The organism is Pseudomonas sp. GW704-F2 (genome assembly GCF_059423025.1).
The window spans coordinates 51,777-66,372 of the sequence record NZ_JBWKXO010000006.1 but is presented as its reverse complement, the minus strand read 5'-3'; the positions used below and the strand labels follow the sequence as shown (position 1 = coordinate 66,372).

Below are 14,596 nucleotides of genomic sequence, written 5' to 3'. Positions count from 1 at the left end.
AAAGGGGCCCCTAAAGGCCCCTTGTTGTTATGCAGCAGCCGGACGCCTACGCGTCTGGCGCAGCCTTGGCAGCCGGCTCACTGTTTTCATAGATATACAGTGGCTTGGACTTGCCTTCGATAACGCTTTCGTCGATCACCACTTTGCTCACCTCGGACTGCGAGGGGATTTCGTACATGGTGTCGAGCAATACGCCTTCGAGGATCGAACGCAGGCCACGCGCACCGGTTTTGCGCTCCAGTGCCCGCTTGGCCACTGATTTGAGTGCGTCGGTACGGAACTCGAGGTCTACGCCTTCCATTTCGAACAGCTTGGCATATTGTTTGGTCAGGGCATTTTTCGGCTCGGTGAGGATCTGAATCAGAGCAGCCTCATCCAGCTCGTCCAATGTCGCCAGGACCGGCAGACGACCAACGAATTCCGGGATCAGACCAAACTTGACCAGATCGTCAGGTTCGACTTCACGCAGGGACTCGCCCACCTTCTTGCCTTCTTCCTTGCTGCGCACTTCCGCACTGAAGCCGATGCCGCCACGGGTGGAACGGTTTTGAATAACCTTTTCCAGACCGGAGAACGCACCGCCGCAGATGAACAGGATATTGCGCGTATCAACCTGAAGGAATTCCTGCTGTGGATGCTTGCGGCCGCCTTGTGGCGGTACGGAAGCAACCGTGCCTTCGATCAGTTTCAACAAAGCTTGCTGCACGCCTTCACCGGAAACATCCCGAGTGATCGACGGGTTGTCGGACTTGCGCGAAATCTTATCGATTTCGTCGATGTAGACGATACCCATCTGGGCCTTCTCTACGTCGTAGTCGCACTTCTGCAGCAACTTCTGAATGATGTTCTCGACGTCCTCACCCACGTAGCCAGCCTCGGTGAGGGTGGTGGCGTCGGCGATGGTGAACGGAACGTTCAGCAGGCGAGCGAGGGTTTCCGCAAGCAGGGTTTTACCCGAGCCTGTAGGACCGATCAGCAAGATGTTGCTCTTGCCGAGCTCGACTTCGTCGTTTTTCTTGTCACGCTGGTTCAAACGCTTGTAGTGGTTGTACACCGCTACGGCCAGAACCTTTTTTGCACGCTCTTGACCAATCACGTACTGATCAAGGATGCCGCTGATTTCTTTAGGCGAAGGCAATTTATGCGCGCTGCTTTCGGCCTGGGCTTCCTGCACCTCCTCACGGATGATGTCATTGCACAGGTCGACGCACTCGTCGCAGATAAAGACCGAGGGGCCGGCAATCAATTTGCGTACTTCATGCTGGCTTTTGCCACAGAAGGAGCAATAGAGCAGCTTGCCGTTGTCCTCGCCGTTGCGGGTGTCAGTCATTCGTTCGATCCAAATCCGATAGGCTTGCAACACAAGATGAAGGCTTATGCGGGCTTTTTCAAGCCCGCAGGTGATCGGACTTGCCGACCTGGCCTATTTTGAGCTGCTTATATTAAGCGGGGCGCTTGTCAATCACTGCGTCGATCAACCCGTAATCACGCGCGGCTTCAGCGCTCATGAAATTGTCACGGTTGGTATCACGCTCGATTTCTTCCAAGGTGTGCCCGCTGTGCTTGGCCATCAGCGTGTTAAGACGCTCACGAATAAAGAGGATTTCCTTGGCATGGATTTCGATGTCCGATGCCTGGCCCTGGAAACCGCCCAGTGGCTGGTGAATCATCACGCGCGAGTTCGGCAGGCAGTAACGCTTGCCTTCGGCACCTGCGGTCAGCAGGAAAGCGCCCATGCTGCAGGCTTGGCCGATGCAGGTGGTCGACACGTTTGGCTTGATGAACTGCATGGTGTCGTAGATCGACATGCCCGCGGTCACCGAACCGCCCGGCGAGTTAATGTAAAGATGGATGTCCTTGTCCGGGTTTTCCGCTTCAAGGAACAGCAGTTGCGCACAAATCAGGTTGGCCATGTAGTCCTCTACCGGCCCCACCAAAAAGATCACTCGCTCCTTGAGCAGGCGCGAGTAGATGTCGTAGGCGCGTTCGCCACGAGCGGACTGCTCGACAACCATCGGGACCAGGCCGCCTGCGGCCTGGATATCAGAGTTCTGCTGAATATAGGAATTACGGAACATGCTCTGCAGTTACTCCCAAATAGTCATGTCTTGAAAACGCATAAGCCAGCGCGAGGCTGGCTTATGGTTGTATTTCAAACGAGTTGGACAATCAGTCGGCTTGTGCTGCTTCCGCCGGTTTGACTGCTTCTTCGTAAGAGACCGCTTTATCGGTCACCTTAGCCTTCTGCAGAACAGTATCCACAACTTGTTCTTCCAGCACAACCGAACGTACTTCGTTCAGCTGCTGGTCGTTCTTGTAGTACCAAGCCACAACCTGCTCAGGCTCCTGGTAGGCCGAAGCCATTTCCTGGATCATTTCACGAACGCGGTCTTCGTCAGGCTTGAGGTCGAACTGCTTGACCACTTCAGCCACGATCAGGCCCAGCACGACACGGCGCTTGGCTTGCTCTTCGAACAACTCGGCCGGCAGTTGGTCAGGCTTGATGTTGCCACCAAACTGCTGAACGGCTTGTACGCGCAGGCGATCCACTTCGTTGGACAGCAAAGCCTTAGGCACTTCGATCGGGTTGGCGGTCAGCAGACCGTCCATGACCTGGTTCTTGACCTTGGACTTGATGGCCTGACGCAGCTCGCGCTGCATGTTCTTGCGAACTTCGGTGCGGAAGCCGTCGATGCCGGTTTCCTTGATGCCGAATTGAGCGAAGAACTCTTCGTTCAGCTCTGGCAGCTTAGGCTCGGACACGCTGTTGACCGTCACGGTGAACTCGGCGGCTTTGCCGGCCAGGTCCAGGTTCTGGTAGTCAGCCGGGAAAGTCAGGTTCAGAACGCGTTCTTCGCCGGCTTTTGCGCCAACCAGGCCGTCTTCGAAGCCCGGGATCATGCGGTTGGAACCCAGCACCAGCTGAGTACCCTTGGCGGAGCCGCCAGCGAATGCTTCGCCGTCAACCTTGCCCACGAAATCGATGTTCAGCTGGTCTTCGTTCTGGGCAGCACGTTCGGCCACTTCGAAACGGGTGTTCTGCTTGCGCAGGATTTCCAGCATGTTGTCCAGGTCGGCATCAGCCACTTCGGCGCTCAGGCGCTCGATCGCGATACCGTCGAAGCCGGCAACTTCGAACTCCGGGAACACTTCGAATACAGCAACGTATTCCAGGTCCTTGCCCGCTTCCAGGGACTTAGGCTCGATCGAAGGCGAACCAGCCGGGTTCAGCTTTTGCTCGACAACCGCTTCGTAGAACGACGCCTGGATCACGTCACCTACCGCTTCCTGACGTGCATCAGCACCAAAACGGCGCTTGATTTCGCTCATTGGCACTTTGCCTGGACGGAAGCCAGCGATCTTGGCCTTTTGGGCAGTCTGCTGCAGACGCTTGTTGACCGCAGTCTCGATGCGCTCTGCCGGCACGGTGATGCTCAGGCGGCGCTCGAGAGCAGTAGTATTTTCAACAGAAACTTGCATGGATATTCCTCGTTGCACAGACGTTAGCCGGCCGTTTCCGACCCCAGAATCAAGGGCATGCATTCTAGTGGGTCAAACTCAAGAAGTCACCCTACTGGAAACGGGTAAAAAAACAGCAGGCAATTTATCGGTACGAAGACACTGTTGCGCCTCGCCCCGGTGACAAATACAGCCAATCGCGCCAGGGCTCTGCGCCGACCCTTCTATATATAGAAGAAGTCGCCAATCATCTCCCTGACGGCCGCCCCTGCGAACAGGGCCGGCAGGCAGCGCGGCATCATCGAGACACATAAATACGACGAAACGCCCTGCCTTGCGACCCAGAACCTGCAGCCGCGGAATACTCGAACCACTAAAACAAAAAAGGCGCCAGACTGTTAAATCTGGCGCCTTTCGAATATGGGGTGGACGAAGGGGATCGAACCCTCGACAACGGGAGTCACAATCCCGTGCTCTACCAACTGAGCTACGCCCACCATATTGCGTTAACAAAGAAACCAAACCACTTCTTTGTCGAGCCTGACCCCGCCTTCCGGCCGGGCAAAGCTTTAATTGGTGCGGATGAAGAGACTCGAACTCTTACGCCTCGCGGCGCTGGAACCTAAATCCAGTGTGTCTACCAATTCCACCACATCCGCGCTTGAAGCTCTTAAAGCAAAGGCGCCAGATGATTAATCTGGCGCCTTTTCAAAATATGGGGTGGACGAAGGGGATCGAACCCTCGACAACGGGAGTCACAATCCCGTGCTCTACCAACTGAGCTACGCCCACCATCTAACGCTACTTGTGCCAAAGCTGCCTAATGGCGCACCCGGCAGGACTCGAACCTGCGACCATCCGCTTAGAAGGCGGATGCTCTATCCAGCTGAGCTACGGGCGCCTGATTAATCTGTACTCTTGGAGGATTACAAACTAAGTGCTTCCAGCCTTGCAGAACAACAATCCTGCTAGACCTTCTTAACCAGTGCTAGGCTGTGCCCGACAAGTGCGACGAATAGTATAGACGCGCCGGAAAGCCGTCAAATCTTTTTTGAAAAAAATTCATTTTATTTAAGGGGTTAGGCCAATTTGCAGACCAAGCGCCTTTGCCCCCACGTCTTGGCATGCGAGAATGCGCGCACTTTTCTTCCCCCTCTCGATGGTTAATCACGCGTAATGACTGCACAACTTATCGACGGCAAATCAATCGCCGCCAGCCTGCGCCAGCAGATCGCCAAACGCGTCACCGAGCGTAGCCAGCAAGGCTTGCGCACGCCTGGCCTCGCGGTGATCCTGGTCGGCAGCGATCCTGCGTCTCAGGTTTATGTCTCGCACAAGCGTAAAGACTGTGAAGAGGTCGGCTTTATTTCCAAGGCCTACGACCTGCCTTCCGAGACCACCCAGCAGGCCCTTACCGACCTGATCGACGGCCTCAACGATGACCCGAACATCGACGGCATTCTGGTGCAACTGCCATTGCCCGCGCACCTGGACGCCTCCCAGTTGCTCGAACGCATCCGCCCGGACAAAGACGTCGACGGTTTCCACCCGTATAACGTCGGCCGCCTGGCCCAGCGCATCCCGCTGCTGCGCCCATGCACGCCCAAAGGCATCATGACCCTGCTGGAAAGCACCGGCGTCAACCTTTACGGCCTCGACGCCGTGATCGTCGGCGCCTCCAACATCGTTGGGCGCCCGATGGCCATGGAACTGCTGCTCGCCGGCTGCACCGTGACCGTGACCCACCGCTTCACCAAGGACCTCGCCGGTCACGTCGGCCGCGCCGACCTGGTGGTAGTGGCTGCCGGCAAGCCGGGCCTGGTCAAAGGTGAGTGGATCAAGGAAGGCGCGATCGTCATCGACGTCGGCATCAACCGTCAGGCAGACGGCAAACTGGTCGGCGACGTGGTGTACGAAACCGCCCTGCCCCGTGCCGGCTGGATCACCCCGGTACCGGGTGGCGTTGGCCCGATGACCCGTGCCTGCCTGCTGGAAAACACGCTGTATGCAGCGGAAACCCTGCACGGCTGATCAACTGCCGCACTGAAAAGAGCCCTGCCTTGTCGCAGGGCTTTTGGTTTCTGATGAACCTCACGCTCTGCTATCGTGCATCCGCGGCTGACATGTTCGGCACCCGCCAGATGCCGCAGGAACCCCAGGAGTGCTTTCGCCATGCGCAACCTACATGCCGCCCCTCTGCTGATCCTCATCGCGGTATTGATCCCCGCTTGCACCACCCAACTGACTGAAGCGGGCAAACAGGTCAACCTCGTCACGGCCTCATCCGCCCACGCTTGCCACGTCGTCAAAGCCTTCACGGTGCAGGGCTCATCCAACGGCGACGCTCTGAACACCGCATTCAATAAAGCCGCCGAGGCTGGCGCTGACAGCCTGAGCATCGTCAATGTGGGGGACGCTGGCAAAATGCAGGTAGCCGCCTTGAACTGCCGACGCTGACGGGTTTGCCCAATAGAACACGCACCCGAACATCCGGCTCGTTCACCCAGGCGCAGCACCCGGTTTCGCGTTTCTTCGACATCCTTTTCACCCGCCATCGACAGGATCGGGCGCAACTTACCTCTACTCCTTTGAAAATCCCCATTAGACCCGCCCTCATAGCGGGCCTTTTTTTGCCCGCGATGGGCTACAAGCCTAACCAATCATCGCCTTACAGCCTTTATTTAAAGGCTCTCTATCGTTTTCTGATCCATACTCCTAATATTAATTTTGGGTATTACTCGGTTTTCCAAAGTAGCCAAACCCAGCAAATACGGGCCTTTGCCTACTTTGGGATACCCGCTATTCGATAGCGAAACACGGTCAGTGGTACAAAAATTGGTACGAGATCCATCCCCTCCCCCGGCGTCCTGCCGACCAGTTTCCCAAACCAAATAATTTGCCTGCTACCCTGTTCACTCCACGGAGGAACATCAATGCCGAACTCAGACCTGCTCCCATCCCTGCTCGAAAAACTCTACGAAAACCAGTTGGCCCTAGAGGCTTCCATTATGGAACTCTCAAATTGGGTAAAGCAGCGCGGTTCTACGGACGTAGCCGAAAATGTCCGCGGTGCGCTGGAAACCATCAGTACCAATGAAAAATTTATCAAATTGACTCTTGCGGTCCTCATGGCGCCGGACTAACAGTCGAAAATAGTGCTGCTCGTCGCCTCAAATCGCGTCACGCTAAAACCTCGATTACTGTATACACATACAGTAATCGGAAATCCAACCATGCCCATCGATGAAGAAACCTGCGGGTGGCTTGGCCTCCCCTCGCCCCTGGAAATGTACCGCCAGCACTGCAGACTTTTGGAAAACGAGATCCAGGAGCTGAACCTCCAACTGCGTAAAGCGCGGGCTGACGTTTTCGGCATCAGCCAAATGCTGCTGGAGACCCAGGCGAAGAACACAGAGTTTGCCGGGTACCTCCGTCAACGAGGAGGCGAAGCGGCGGAAATGCGCAAGCAGATCGACATCCTGACTACTGCACTCAGTTCAAGTCAGCGTGAAACCGAAGCCCTGAAGCGAATCGTCAATGAAATGAGACCTCGACCAACCACGATTGTCTAAAGTGAAACGGAAAGGGGGCCTGGCCATGTGCGGAAGACTGTCGCAGTACAGGGGCATCCACGACTTTGTTGCGGCGCTGAGCATGCCCAATGCCCAGGCGAACTCCGTCGGTGAATTGCCGCTCGAGCGCTACAACGTCGCCCCGACAACCCAGGTCGCCCCGCTACACATGCAGGGCGATCTGCTGCACGCAGACCTGGTGCGCTGGGGATGGCGGCCGCACTGGGCCAAGGATCGCGCTGCACCGATCAATGCCCGCGTCGAGAAGGTGGCCCACGGCCCCTTCTTCCGTGCGATCTGGCCGCACCGAGCAATCACACCTATCGACAATTGGTTCGAGTGGGTGGATGAAGGCGGGCCGAAAAAACAGCCTTACCTGATCCGTCGGCGGGATGGCGCGCCGATATTCTGCGCGGCCATCGGTCAGTTGCCTGACGCCGATAAAGGCCCTGATGAGCATGACGGCTTCGTGATCATCACCGCCGACAGCGCCGGCGGAATGGTGGACATTCACGACCGGCGCCCCGTGGTGCTTCCGTCTGACCTCGCCCGGGAATGGTTAGACCCGGCTACGCCCAAGGAGCGCGCCGAGCAGATGGTGTTGCACTAGGGGGAGCCGGCCGAGGCCTTCGAATGGTTCAAGATCGACACGGCGGTCGGCAACGTGCGAAATAAAGGATCTGACCTGATCGAACCATTACGTTAGATTCGTCCCTGCTAATGCAGCAGTATGGGCTGGAGAGGCTTGCACGCCTTTTAGATCGTGGCCTGCAACGATTCACTGTCTAAAACTCTACCGTCATTTAGCTCGCATTTTGGCCAATAAATGCACGGTAGGATTGGGAAGTTTCAGACAGAAAAAGCGCTCCGCCGACAGCAGTGCGTCTGCATGTATTTCATCAGCCATTGCTGACCCATTTGTACAAGCGCTTTGCGATAGATAGAAAATCCCAGGCCATTGCAGAACCCACAGCGACGCCAGCAAGACCAATCTTGAAAGCAGTCTGTTGCCAAATATCTGCGCTGTCGAAAATCAAATAGGCGAGTCTATAAAAGCCGATATCATAATAAGTTCTGTAAGTTACAAAGAAGGCGATCAGACAGAGCATCGAAGACAAACAAAAAACGACGAACCCAAATCTTTTCACCGGACTTTCAAATTTCTTCAAGCTCATGCTCGCGGTACCCGTACCTGGAAATCGTGCATTCAACCAATGACGACCTAAAAAAAGCAAGCTGCCGTGCAGCCCGGGCCATTCTCCGGCGTCCTGCCGACCGAACACAAATCCCTATTTTGAAACACTCCTGACATAAGCCTGGCACGCACGCAGCGCGATCAGTCCTTGGTCCCCGTCACCGGTGATGGCGAGAATTCGTTGAGCATGCGTTGGGTCAAGTTGGGCTCGCGCGGCTCCATGAACCACGCCGACGGCGCAGGGGGCGGCAGGCACGTTGCAGCCACTGGCTGAATCCGCGGCGTCGAGAAGGACTGACAGCCGGACATCAGAAGTGGCAAGACGATCGCGCAGAACAGCCTGATTGCGTTGGGCATCGGATAATTCCCTGGTGTGTTGTTGGTCCTGCCCAGCGAGCTGCTGCTCCAGGGCCAGGCGCCTGTCGGTCTCGTCGCGCGCCTGTTTGGCTGCTGCAGCACTGACCAAGCCGAGATCCGTCTGGAATTGGCCGGCCTGATCCGCCAACCTTCCGCCGTAGCGCCAGTCTTGCACCTGCCAGGTGCCCGCGGCGCTGACGACCATCGCCAGCAGGATCGCGCCCAGAATCTGCCCGGGCGTCATGCCAGCACCTTTTTCGCCTTGTCCCACAACTGCAGGCGATCTTCCAGGCCGTTGATCCCACCGTTGATGCGGCGGGTGATCTTCACAAAGTCGCCCAGGTCCGCCAGCGTGTTCAGGCCTTTCGTCGACCAGAACCAAGCCGCCGACATCGCGGCGTGCTGCGGCAGCTCGAGCAGCTCTGGATTACTGAGCAGGTCCAGGTCGAGGGCTTCCCCGCACGCGGCGTAGTTGGCCCGGCCGGTGATCTGGATCAGGCCCCGGCCACGGTACTTGGAGCCGTCACCCTTCACGGTGTTACCCAGGTCGGCGCGCCCTTCATAGCCGGCCTGTTGCGCCGTGGGCCCCCAAACCTCGCGCACAAAACGCAACTGCCCCGACTCGTGCCCGACCTGGGCGATGAATGCGGCGGCGCGCGGTGTGCCGACGATGCCATAACGGTTCATGGCCGTGTTCAGGACAGGAACAAAAACGCCGGCTTGGCGGCCGGCGTTCGGGAGGATCTGCAGCAACTGCTGCTGGGTGATGGGCATACAAGCTCCTAACGTGAGTAGCCCGCACTTGGCGGGGGTTGTGGTGCGCGACCGCTAAGCCAAGCTGACGACTTTGACTGACTTGGCGGCTTTCTTCGTTTTCTTGCCTTTGGCTTTGGCCTTGCCTTTTTTGCCGCCGTTGCACTCGACGGTGGTGGACCAGCCGGCTTGGGTGAATGTCTGCTCCACCGAATCAACCAAGTACTCGCCATCGAGCCCCACCTTGAAGCCCTGGGCATTGATAGAGCGCTCCGCGAATAGGTCCGTGCGCCCGGGCATTTCAAGACGCACGCCCGCCGTGGATCGGTTGAACGCAGCCAAGCGCGCCTTGGCCGCGGATTCGGCAGCGGTCTTGTTCGGGTGAATATGGCGGTCGGTGTGTACTGCCGGCAGGCCGTCCGGCACGTCGTCATTCTCCAGGGAGACCACCGACAACGTGCCCGTCTTCTTGTCCTGATGCTTGGTCGCCACAGTCTTGTGCGCGTTACGGTCGCCAAGGCGGAATTGCCAGCGGCTTACGTCTCTGCGCGTAAGGTTGATCGCGCCAATCACCTTGCCGCTGGCACTCAGGCCCGCTTGGCGCTGCATAACCATCAACTTGCCGTCGCCCACCTTGGCGGTGCAGTCATATTGCTTGGCCAGGCGCGTGACAAAGCTGAAGTCAGATTCGTGGAGCTGGTCAGCCCGGGCGACTTTAGTGGCGATGGTGCAGGCTGGCGTCCAGCCATTGCGCGCCGCGATATCGGAAACGATTTTCGACAGCGGCACGTCTTCCCAGCTACCGCTGCGGATCGATTTACCGGTGCCGCGCATATCGCTGGCCTTGCCCCGAATAACGATGGTGTCTGGCGGACCGGATACCTCGATCTCGTCGACCACATAGCGCCCCAAGCGCACCAGGGACGTTTCGGCATAGCCCAGGTAGACCTCGATCCCGGCGCCACGCTTGGGCAACGTTACCAGGCCGTCGCGGTCATCAATGCGCAACTCAAACTCGTCCGACTCCATGCCGGGCTTGTCCGTGGTACGCAACAGCAAAAGCCGATCGTTAATCAGCGACGTGATATCGGAACTGGGAGTACATCAACGCGCACTTCACCAAGGACGCCGCCGAGGCATTCATCCGTCGCAAGAGGCACGACTACCGCAAAGGCATGCGCGTGTACGTCGAATCCCAGTATTACGCCTGGGAGTTCAACGCCATTAAGGATGCGATCCTCGACGGAACGCTGGGCGAACTGAGCAAGGATGAGGCGCGCGAGCTTTGGCACGACATCGACTCATTGCGCAGTATCGAGAGCCCGAACGAATGCTGGTACCAGAGCAGATTGTTGACCGAGCTGTTCGGTGAGGAATGGCACTACCCGCTCGACGGCAAGGCTGTCGAAGAAAACCACAAGTTCACGTACCTGCGTCGGGTTGTGGAGGCAGTGCAGCAGGCGCTGCGCCAGGAACAGCAGGCCGGCATGACGGTTGTGAATGCCCATGATCTAGTAACGAGGGACAAGAAGTTAGATCAGGTCTGATCTGTCAATGGAGAGTTCGGGGGAGTTGAGGAAGGAGATCCAGTCATCAAAAGCGGATTTTTGGTCTTTCACCGCATCTTCCCATTCTGGACCGGTCACCTTTTTTGAAGCGACCAAGACCATCATCTTAGTTGTCGTAGCGTCAAGCTCAACAAGCAGCTTTTGAGAATCAAACCGGAAATCATCAATATGGCTCATGCAATAGCCTTGCGACGGGTCTCTCCGGAAACTCCGTGTTTTATTCCCGTCCTGCAGATGACCGGTGCTGACAGCGTTAATTCAATTTACTGAACCATTTGGATTGGCGCGCCGCTGCCCTTAATAGTTTTCAATCCCCCTCCTCCTTCAAAGTCAGCCGCTATAGCGGCAAGGAGAGGCTCTACGGCGCAAATTCACCCAGGCTTTCGCGAGCTGTTGGGATCGCGTACTCAAGCAACTCTAAAGGGACATCCTGCTCGAACAAGGTCACTTCAAAGCGCATCGAGTACGCCGAAGAGGCGATCGCTGATCGTTATTTTGAATCGGGCGACCCTGATTGCAGTTACTGGGAACCGGCAAAGCCTGATGGTGACGGCTGGTTCTGCCTTTCGATTGGTGACACTGACGATGGCCCGGTCTGCTGGTGGGCACGCCGCGAGGTGACACCATGAAGGGCCCAAGCGGAGTAATGAACGGTCGAATCGCGCTTGATACGCGGGTACTGAACTACCTGCGCGCTCATCAAGGCTCTACAGCCTGGGCTATGCACGGCTCAGTAGGTGCAACCCGCGAGGAGGTCAGCAAAGCGTGCCAGCGCCTAAAGCGCAAAGGCCTCGTGAAAACTTCAGAGACGCAAACGACCTACTGGCAGGCGGTGACGCCATGATCGCCACCCTCTGGTTCGCCTACGTCTTCATCTACCGAGGGCCAAGGCCATGAGCGATGCACCGAAGAGCATGGGCTTCATGGACCATGGCAAGACGAATTGCGGCCTCCTAGTGATGAGTCGGTGGGATGAACCTGATCGCGATGGAAACGCCAAAGACCTACAGCGCTTTGTAAAAGACGTGAAGCGCACCGGCCTAAGCCACTTCCGCATTGAGCGATTCGAGGGCGACCAATTCCCTGAATGGGTTGGCGAGCTGCACTGCGAACATGCGCAATGCCAGTGCCGACGCTTCCTTCGCACCAAACAAGCCTAACCCCAATCCCCCTACATGCCTGCCGTTGAGCGGGATCAAGGCAACTGGCTGTCAACCCACCGATCAGCTGCCGCCATCGCGTCGTTGAGCGCAGCTGGGTAGTCAGGCCACGGCCCCGTCAGTTCGGCAGCGACTTCGCCCAGGCCATCAATTGGCGCTGGCTCGATAATCTTCGCAGACAGCGGCGCATCATCATTCGGGCGCCGCCAGTCGAACTTGAGAAACATCGTGTGACCCCGATACGCGTAAGTAATCGGAATATCTAGTTGATGTGACACATGCCCTCCTGGCGACTTATTGGATTGAATACCTGTTGTACACCTATCTAAACGAATCAGACATCTAGGCCAAAGGCCATTACTCCACTTCCCTATGTGCCTGCCGGTGAGCGGCGGGCGAGGTATTCCTATGTCTGCACTTCAGCGATTCCACCAGGCCGCCAACGATGCCCTGGTCAAACTCAGCGGGTACTGCCTGCCGGGCGCCAAGCTGGCCCTGATCATTTGCACCCCGGGCGAGCCAGAGCGGGACATTGTCCTCGAGGATCAGGGCCTGGATAAAAACGAGGTGGTCAGCGCCCTTCGCCGGCGAGGCCTGAGCATCGACGGCGACAACGCCTACAAGCGCGATCTGTGCGACTCAATTGTCGGGGCCCTGGCCATGGGCGCCCAGAACACCAACCCGCCTCCGGTGGATCACTGGGGCCAGCGCTTCTGGGATATCGGCAGGGAGGAACGTGCAACGCAGGAAGAGCTGCTCGAAAGCCTATCCAACTTGGTCGGCCTGGCAAAACTCGGCGCAGCCAGGCTCGACAAGTACCACGCAGCCCTTACCCACGCCGAAGCGGTAATCGCCAAAGCCACCCGCTAACCCAGCTTCTGCCGCCCAACGCGGCAAGGACACCCCATGTTCGCTATGAAACTCACCCTGATCCTGCTGGGCGCTTTGCTGTACCTGGCCGGCACCGGTTACTGGTTCGCCTGGCTCGGGCCTGACCTGCTCAACACCGGCACCACCGAGGCATTGCTCAGCGCATTCGGCGGAACCTGCGCCTGGATGCTGATCACCTTCGGCCTGGCCATCCACATCATCAAGACAGCGCGGCCCACTGCGGGCGGCGGGAGGTAGTTATGGCAGACGCCCAAGAAAGACCCGAAACATTCCAGCTCGACAAGGTTCCGGAGGTCCGCATGGCGGAGATCATCGGGACCACCAAGCGGGCGCTGGAAGGCAAGCGAGACCGCGGGGTCATCCCCGAAGGTGTGTGGAACAAGATAGATAACCGGATTTTTTATAGCATCAGGAGATATGAAGCATGGCTAGAAAGCCAATGGGCCTGCCCACCGGAGTTGAATTCGTTGGCCAGTCAGTCCGCATTCGATTCACGTGTCGAGGTGAGCGCCGCTGCGAGACTCTCGCGTATCCCCAAACGCCAAAAGGAATCAAAGCGGCAGCCGATCTACGCGATCAAGTAATAAGCCTAGCCAAACATGGGGTTCTGGATGATCAGCGGTACGCTGAGCTTTTCCCGAACTCCGGCTATATGCCGATTTCCCTGGTCATGACCTTCGGTGAATACGCCCAAGCCTGGATCGACAGTTTGGAGATTGTGCCGGGGACGCGCAGAAATTACCGGGCAACCATAAACACCTACTGGATGCCGCGCCTCGGGCAGCTTCCAATAACTGCTGTGACAACGATGGTGCTGCGCAGAGTCATCAGCGAAACCGCCTGGCAGACCCAGTCGATAAAGCGCGAGTCGATTGCCCGAGTGAGCTCTCTTCTCAAGGCGGCAGTGCAGGATGAGCTCATTGACCGTAACCCTGCTGCACCAATCAAACTCCCGAAGAAAGCGAAAAAACAAGTCGACCCGTTTTCTGCGAGCGAGGCAGCATCGATCATCGAGTGGATGTATGCGAATTTCAAAAAGCCGGGCGCGCAAATATTTGCCGCCTACTTTGAATTCGCTTTTTACAGTGGGATGAGGACAGGCGAGATAGCGGCATTGCGCTGGGATGAGATCGACATGGAGAAGCGCGTGGCGCACGTCTGCCGCATCGTCGTGGACGGGGTTGTGGAAGAGCGCACCAAGACCAAGTACGCAAGAACTGTGATGCTGAATAGCCGAGCGATCAATGCCCTAGAGCGGGCGAAGGTAATTGCTAAGGAACGCAGCGTGCAGCGAAGGAGGATTAAGAACGAATCTCAATATGTGTTCCCGCCATCTGGCGGAAACGAGTTTATCTGCCGGCCGTCGCAAACGAGCCATCAGTTTGCAAAGGCGCTGACCGCATTGAAGTTGCGCCCGCGCCCGCAGTACAACTGCCGTCACACCTATGCCACTATGTGCCTGATGGCGGGGATGAACACCGCATTCATCGCTGGCCAGCTCGGGCACAGCATCCAGGTTCTGCTGACGACTTACGCAAAATGGCTGTCATCAACAAGTGATTGGTCGGAAGTCGGGAAGCTAGAACAGTCGTTGATTGGTACAGAATTGGTACAAGCCTAACCAATCATCGTCTTACAGCC

The 14,596-nt window shown here is 57.2% G+C and carries 19 protein-coding genes, 4 tRNA genes and 2 pseudogenes; 11 read left to right on the top strand and 14 right to left on the bottom strand.

Annotation, left to right across the window (positions count from 1 at the left end; genetic code table 11):
• Nucleotides 1–46 precede the first annotated feature (46 nt).
• From clpX to AC07W0_RS06995, 7 genes are all read right to left on the bottom strand, one after another.
• Nucleotides 47–1,330 carry an ATP-dependent Clp protease ATP-binding subunit ClpX gene (clpX, locus tag AC07W0_RS07025; protein ID WP_017848146.1) on the bottom strand — a complete coding sequence of 428 codons (1,284 nt, stop codon included), beginning with the start codon at nucleotides 1,328–1,330 and terminating at the stop codon, nucleotides 47–49.
• A 112-nt stretch (nucleotides 1,331–1,442) separates the two neighbouring features.
• A complete protein-coding gene (gene clpP, locus AC07W0_RS07020) occupies nucleotides 1,443–2,078 on the bottom strand; it encodes an ATP-dependent Clp endopeptidase proteolytic subunit ClpP (RefSeq protein WP_017848147.1) in 636 nt (211 codons plus the stop codon).
• Between the two features lie 91 nt (nucleotides 2,079–2,169).
• Nucleotides 2,170–3,480, bottom strand: a complete 1,311-nt coding sequence (gene tig, locus AC07W0_RS07015) for a trigger factor (RefSeq protein ID WP_046382846.1) — start codon at nucleotides 3,478–3,480, stop codon at nucleotides 2,170–2,172.
• Nucleotides 3,481–3,880: 400 nt separating this feature from the next.
• A tRNA-His gene (locus tag AC07W0_RS07010) sits at nucleotides 3,881–3,956 on the bottom strand.
• Nucleotides 3,957–4,033: 77 nt separating this feature from the next.
• Nucleotides 4,034–4,118 (bottom strand) — tRNA-Leu (locus tag AC07W0_RS07005).
• A gap of 57 nt (nucleotides 4,119–4,175) precedes the next feature.
• Nucleotides 4,176–4,251 (bottom strand) — tRNA-His (locus AC07W0_RS07000).
• A 32-nt stretch (nucleotides 4,252–4,283) separates the two neighbouring features.
• Nucleotides 4,284–4,360: transfer RNA gene (locus tag AC07W0_RS06995), tRNA-Arg, on the bottom strand.
• 275 nt (nucleotides 4,361–4,635) lie between these two features.
• On the opposite strand from AC07W0_RS06995, the gene folD reads away from it, so the two are divergent.
• From folD to AC07W0_RS06970, 5 genes and pseudogenes are all read left to right on the top strand, one after another.
• On the top strand, nucleotides 4,636–5,490 hold the full coding sequence (gene folD / locus AC07W0_RS06990) for a bifunctional methylenetetrahydrofolate dehydrogenase/methenyltetrahydrofolate cyclohydrolase FolD (protein WP_017848149.1): 855 nt from the start codon (nucleotides 4,636–4,638) through the stop codon (nucleotides 5,488–5,490).
• A gap of 141 nt (nucleotides 5,491–5,631) precedes the next feature.
• On the top strand, nucleotides 5,632–5,916 hold the full coding sequence (locus AC07W0_RS06985) for a hypothetical protein (protein ID WP_046382845.1): 285 nt from the start codon (nucleotides 5,632–5,634) through the stop codon (nucleotides 5,914–5,916).
• 476 nt (nucleotides 5,917–6,392) lie between these two features.
• A complete protein-coding gene (locus AC07W0_RS06980) occupies nucleotides 6,393–6,602 on the top strand; it encodes a hypothetical protein (protein WP_102617266.1) in 210 nt (69 codons plus the stop codon).
• Between the two features lie 90 nt (nucleotides 6,603–6,692).
• Nucleotides 6,693–7,031: a hypothetical protein gene (locus AC07W0_RS06975; RefSeq protein WP_017848152.1), complete on the top strand. Its 339-nt coding sequence runs from the start codon at nucleotides 6,693–6,695 to the stop codon at nucleotides 7,029–7,031.
• A gap of 25 nt (nucleotides 7,032–7,056) precedes the next feature.
• Nucleotides 7,057–7,737 (top strand): annotated as a pseudogene (locus AC07W0_RS06970) (SOS response-associated peptidase family protein).
• 193 nt (nucleotides 7,738–7,930) lie between these two features.
• Here AC07W0_RS06970 and AC07W0_RS06965 read toward each other — a convergent pair.
• The 4 genes from AC07W0_RS06965 to AC07W0_RS06950 all read right to left on the bottom strand — a co-directional run bounded on the left by AC07W0_RS06965 (nucleotide 7,931) and on the right by AC07W0_RS06950 (nucleotide 10,395).
• Nucleotides 7,931–8,206, bottom strand: a complete 276-nt coding sequence (locus tag AC07W0_RS06965) for a hypothetical protein (protein WP_017848154.1) — start codon at nucleotides 8,204–8,206, stop codon at nucleotides 7,931–7,933.
• A 114-nt stretch (nucleotides 8,207–8,320) separates the two neighbouring features.
• Nucleotides 8,321–8,827, bottom strand: coding sequence for a lysis system i-spanin subunit Rz (locus AC07W0_RS06960; protein ID WP_017848155.1), 507 nt, complete (start codon nucleotides 8,825–8,827; stop codon nucleotides 8,321–8,323).
• The gene (locus tag AC07W0_RS06955) at nucleotides 8,824–9,357 is read right to left on the bottom strand and encodes a glycoside hydrolase family 19 protein (RefSeq protein ID WP_102617267.1); all 534 of its coding nucleotides are present in this window, start codon (nucleotides 9,355–9,357) and stop codon (nucleotides 8,824–8,826) included. The genes AC07W0_RS06960 and AC07W0_RS06955 overlap by 4 nt, the downstream gene beginning before the upstream one ends.
• 54 nt (nucleotides 9,358–9,411) lie before the next feature.
• Nucleotides 9,412–10,395 carry a phage late control D family protein gene (locus AC07W0_RS06950; RefSeq protein ID WP_256580740.1) on the bottom strand — a complete coding sequence of 328 codons (984 nt, stop codon included), beginning with the start codon at nucleotides 10,393–10,395 and terminating at the stop codon, nucleotides 9,412–9,414.
• A gap of 44 nt (nucleotides 10,396–10,439) precedes the next feature.
• Here AC07W0_RS06950 and AC07W0_RS06945 point away from each other — a divergent pair, with 44 nt between their 5' ends.
• Entirely contained in the window at nucleotides 10,440–10,883 is a 444-nt protein-coding gene (locus AC07W0_RS06945) for a phiTE_072 family protein (RefSeq protein WP_495029329.1), read from the top strand.
• On the opposite strand, the gene AC07W0_RS06940 is transcribed toward AC07W0_RS06945, so the two are convergent.
• Both AC07W0_RS06940 and AC07W0_RS06935 read right to left on the bottom strand, forming a co-directional pair.
• Nucleotides 10,869–11,081: a hypothetical protein gene (locus AC07W0_RS06940; protein WP_017848206.1), complete on the bottom strand. Its 213-nt coding sequence runs from the start codon at nucleotides 11,079–11,081 to the stop codon at nucleotides 10,869–10,871. The two genes, AC07W0_RS06945 and AC07W0_RS06940, sit on opposite strands and share 15 nt — an antisense overlap.
• A gap of 181 nt (nucleotides 11,082–11,262) precedes the next feature.
• Nucleotides 11,263–11,367: pseudogene (locus AC07W0_RS06935) on the bottom strand (hypothetical protein); the annotation flags it as partial.
• 430 nt (nucleotides 11,368–11,797) lie between these two features.
• Here AC07W0_RS06935 and AC07W0_RS06930 point away from each other — a divergent pair.
• Nucleotides 11,798–12,064: a hypothetical protein gene (locus tag AC07W0_RS06930; protein ID WP_017848209.1), complete on the top strand. Its 267-nt coding sequence runs from the start codon at nucleotides 11,798–11,800 to the stop codon at nucleotides 12,062–12,064.
• A gap of 35 nt (nucleotides 12,065–12,099) precedes the next feature.
• Here the strand turns inward: AC07W0_RS06930 and AC07W0_RS06925 are convergent, their stop codons facing one another.
• Entirely contained in the window at nucleotides 12,100–12,291 is a 192-nt protein-coding gene (locus tag AC07W0_RS06925; protein ID WP_186354502.1) for a hypothetical protein, read from the bottom strand.
• A gap of 181 nt (nucleotides 12,292–12,472) precedes the next feature.
• Here AC07W0_RS06925 and AC07W0_RS06920 point away from each other — a divergent pair, with 181 nt between their 5' ends.
• From AC07W0_RS06920 to AC07W0_RS06905, 4 genes are read left to right on the top strand one after another with little or no spacing between them, the layout of a single operon-like run.
• Entirely contained in the window at nucleotides 12,473–12,934 is a 462-nt protein-coding gene (locus tag AC07W0_RS06920) for a hypothetical protein (RefSeq protein ID WP_017848211.1), read from the top strand.
• Nucleotides 12,935–12,970: 36 nt separating this feature from the next.
• Nucleotides 12,971–13,192 (top strand): hypothetical protein, encoded by a 222-nt coding sequence (locus AC07W0_RS06915; protein WP_017848212.1) that lies wholly within the window; start codon nucleotides 12,971–12,973, stop codon nucleotides 13,190–13,192.
• Between the two features lie 2 nt (nucleotides 13,193–13,194).
• Nucleotides 13,195–13,539, top strand: coding sequence for a hypothetical protein (locus AC07W0_RS06910; protein WP_017848213.1), 345 nt, complete (start codon nucleotides 13,195–13,197; stop codon nucleotides 13,537–13,539).
• A complete protein-coding gene (locus tag AC07W0_RS06905) occupies nucleotides 13,440–14,576 on the top strand; it encodes a tyrosine-type recombinase/integrase (protein ID WP_238560695.1) in 1,137 nt (378 codons plus the stop codon). The genes AC07W0_RS06910 and AC07W0_RS06905 overlap by 100 nt, the downstream gene beginning before the upstream one ends.
• Nucleotides 14,577–14,596 lie beyond the last annotated feature (20 nt).

Coding starts and splice junctions, on each gene's coding strand:
- clpX (WP_017848146.1), bottom strand. CDS start 1,330: ATGACTGACACCCGCAACGGCGAGGACAACGGCAAGCTGCTCTATTGC.
- clpP (WP_017848147.1), bottom strand. CDS start 2,078: ATGTTCCGTAATTCCTATATTCAGCAGAACTCTGATATCCAGGCCGCA.
- tig (WP_046382846.1), bottom strand. CDS start 3,480: ATGCAAGTTTCTGTTGAAAATACTACTGCTCTCGAGCGCCGCCTGAGC.
- folD (WP_017848149.1), top strand. CDS start 4,636: ATGACTGCACAACTTATCGACGGCAAATCAATCGCCGCCAGCCTGCGC.
- AC07W0_RS06985 (WP_046382845.1), top strand. CDS start 5,632: ATGCGCAACCTACATGCCGCCCCTCTGCTGATCCTCATCGCGGTATTG.
- AC07W0_RS06980 (WP_102617266.1), top strand. CDS start 6,393: ATGCCGAACTCAGACCTGCTCCCATCCCTGCTCGAAAAACTCTACGAA.
- AC07W0_RS06975 (WP_017848152.1), top strand. CDS start 6,693: ATGCCCATCGATGAAGAAACCTGCGGGTGGCTTGGCCTCCCCTCGCCC.
- AC07W0_RS06965 (WP_017848154.1), bottom strand. CDS start 8,206: ATGAGCTTGAAGAAATTTGAAAGTCCGGTGAAAAGATTTGGGTTCGTC.
- AC07W0_RS06960 (WP_017848155.1), bottom strand. CDS start 8,827: ATGACGCCCGGGCAGATTCTGGGCGCGATCCTGCTGGCGATGGTCGTC.
- AC07W0_RS06955 (WP_102617267.1), bottom strand. CDS start 9,357: ATGCCCATCACCCAGCAGCAGTTGCTGCAGATCCTCCCGAACGCCGGC.
- AC07W0_RS06940 (WP_017848206.1), bottom strand. CDS start 11,081: ATGAGCCATATTGATGATTTCCGGTTTGATTCTCAAAAGCTGCTTGTT.
- AC07W0_RS06930 (WP_017848209.1), top strand. CDS start 11,798: ATGAGCGATGCACCGAAGAGCATGGGCTTCATGGACCATGGCAAGACG.
- AC07W0_RS06925 (WP_186354502.1), bottom strand. CDS start 12,291: ATGTTTCTCAAGTTCGACTGGCGGCGCCCGAATGATGATGCGCCGCTG.
- AC07W0_RS06920 (WP_017848211.1), top strand. CDS start 12,473: ATGTCTGCACTTCAGCGATTCCACCAGGCCGCCAACGATGCCCTGGTC.
- AC07W0_RS06915 (WP_017848212.1), top strand. CDS start 12,971: ATGTTCGCTATGAAACTCACCCTGATCCTGCTGGGCGCTTTGCTGTAC.
- AC07W0_RS06910 (WP_017848213.1), top strand. CDS start 13,195: ATGGCAGACGCCCAAGAAAGACCCGAAACATTCCAGCTCGACAAGGTT.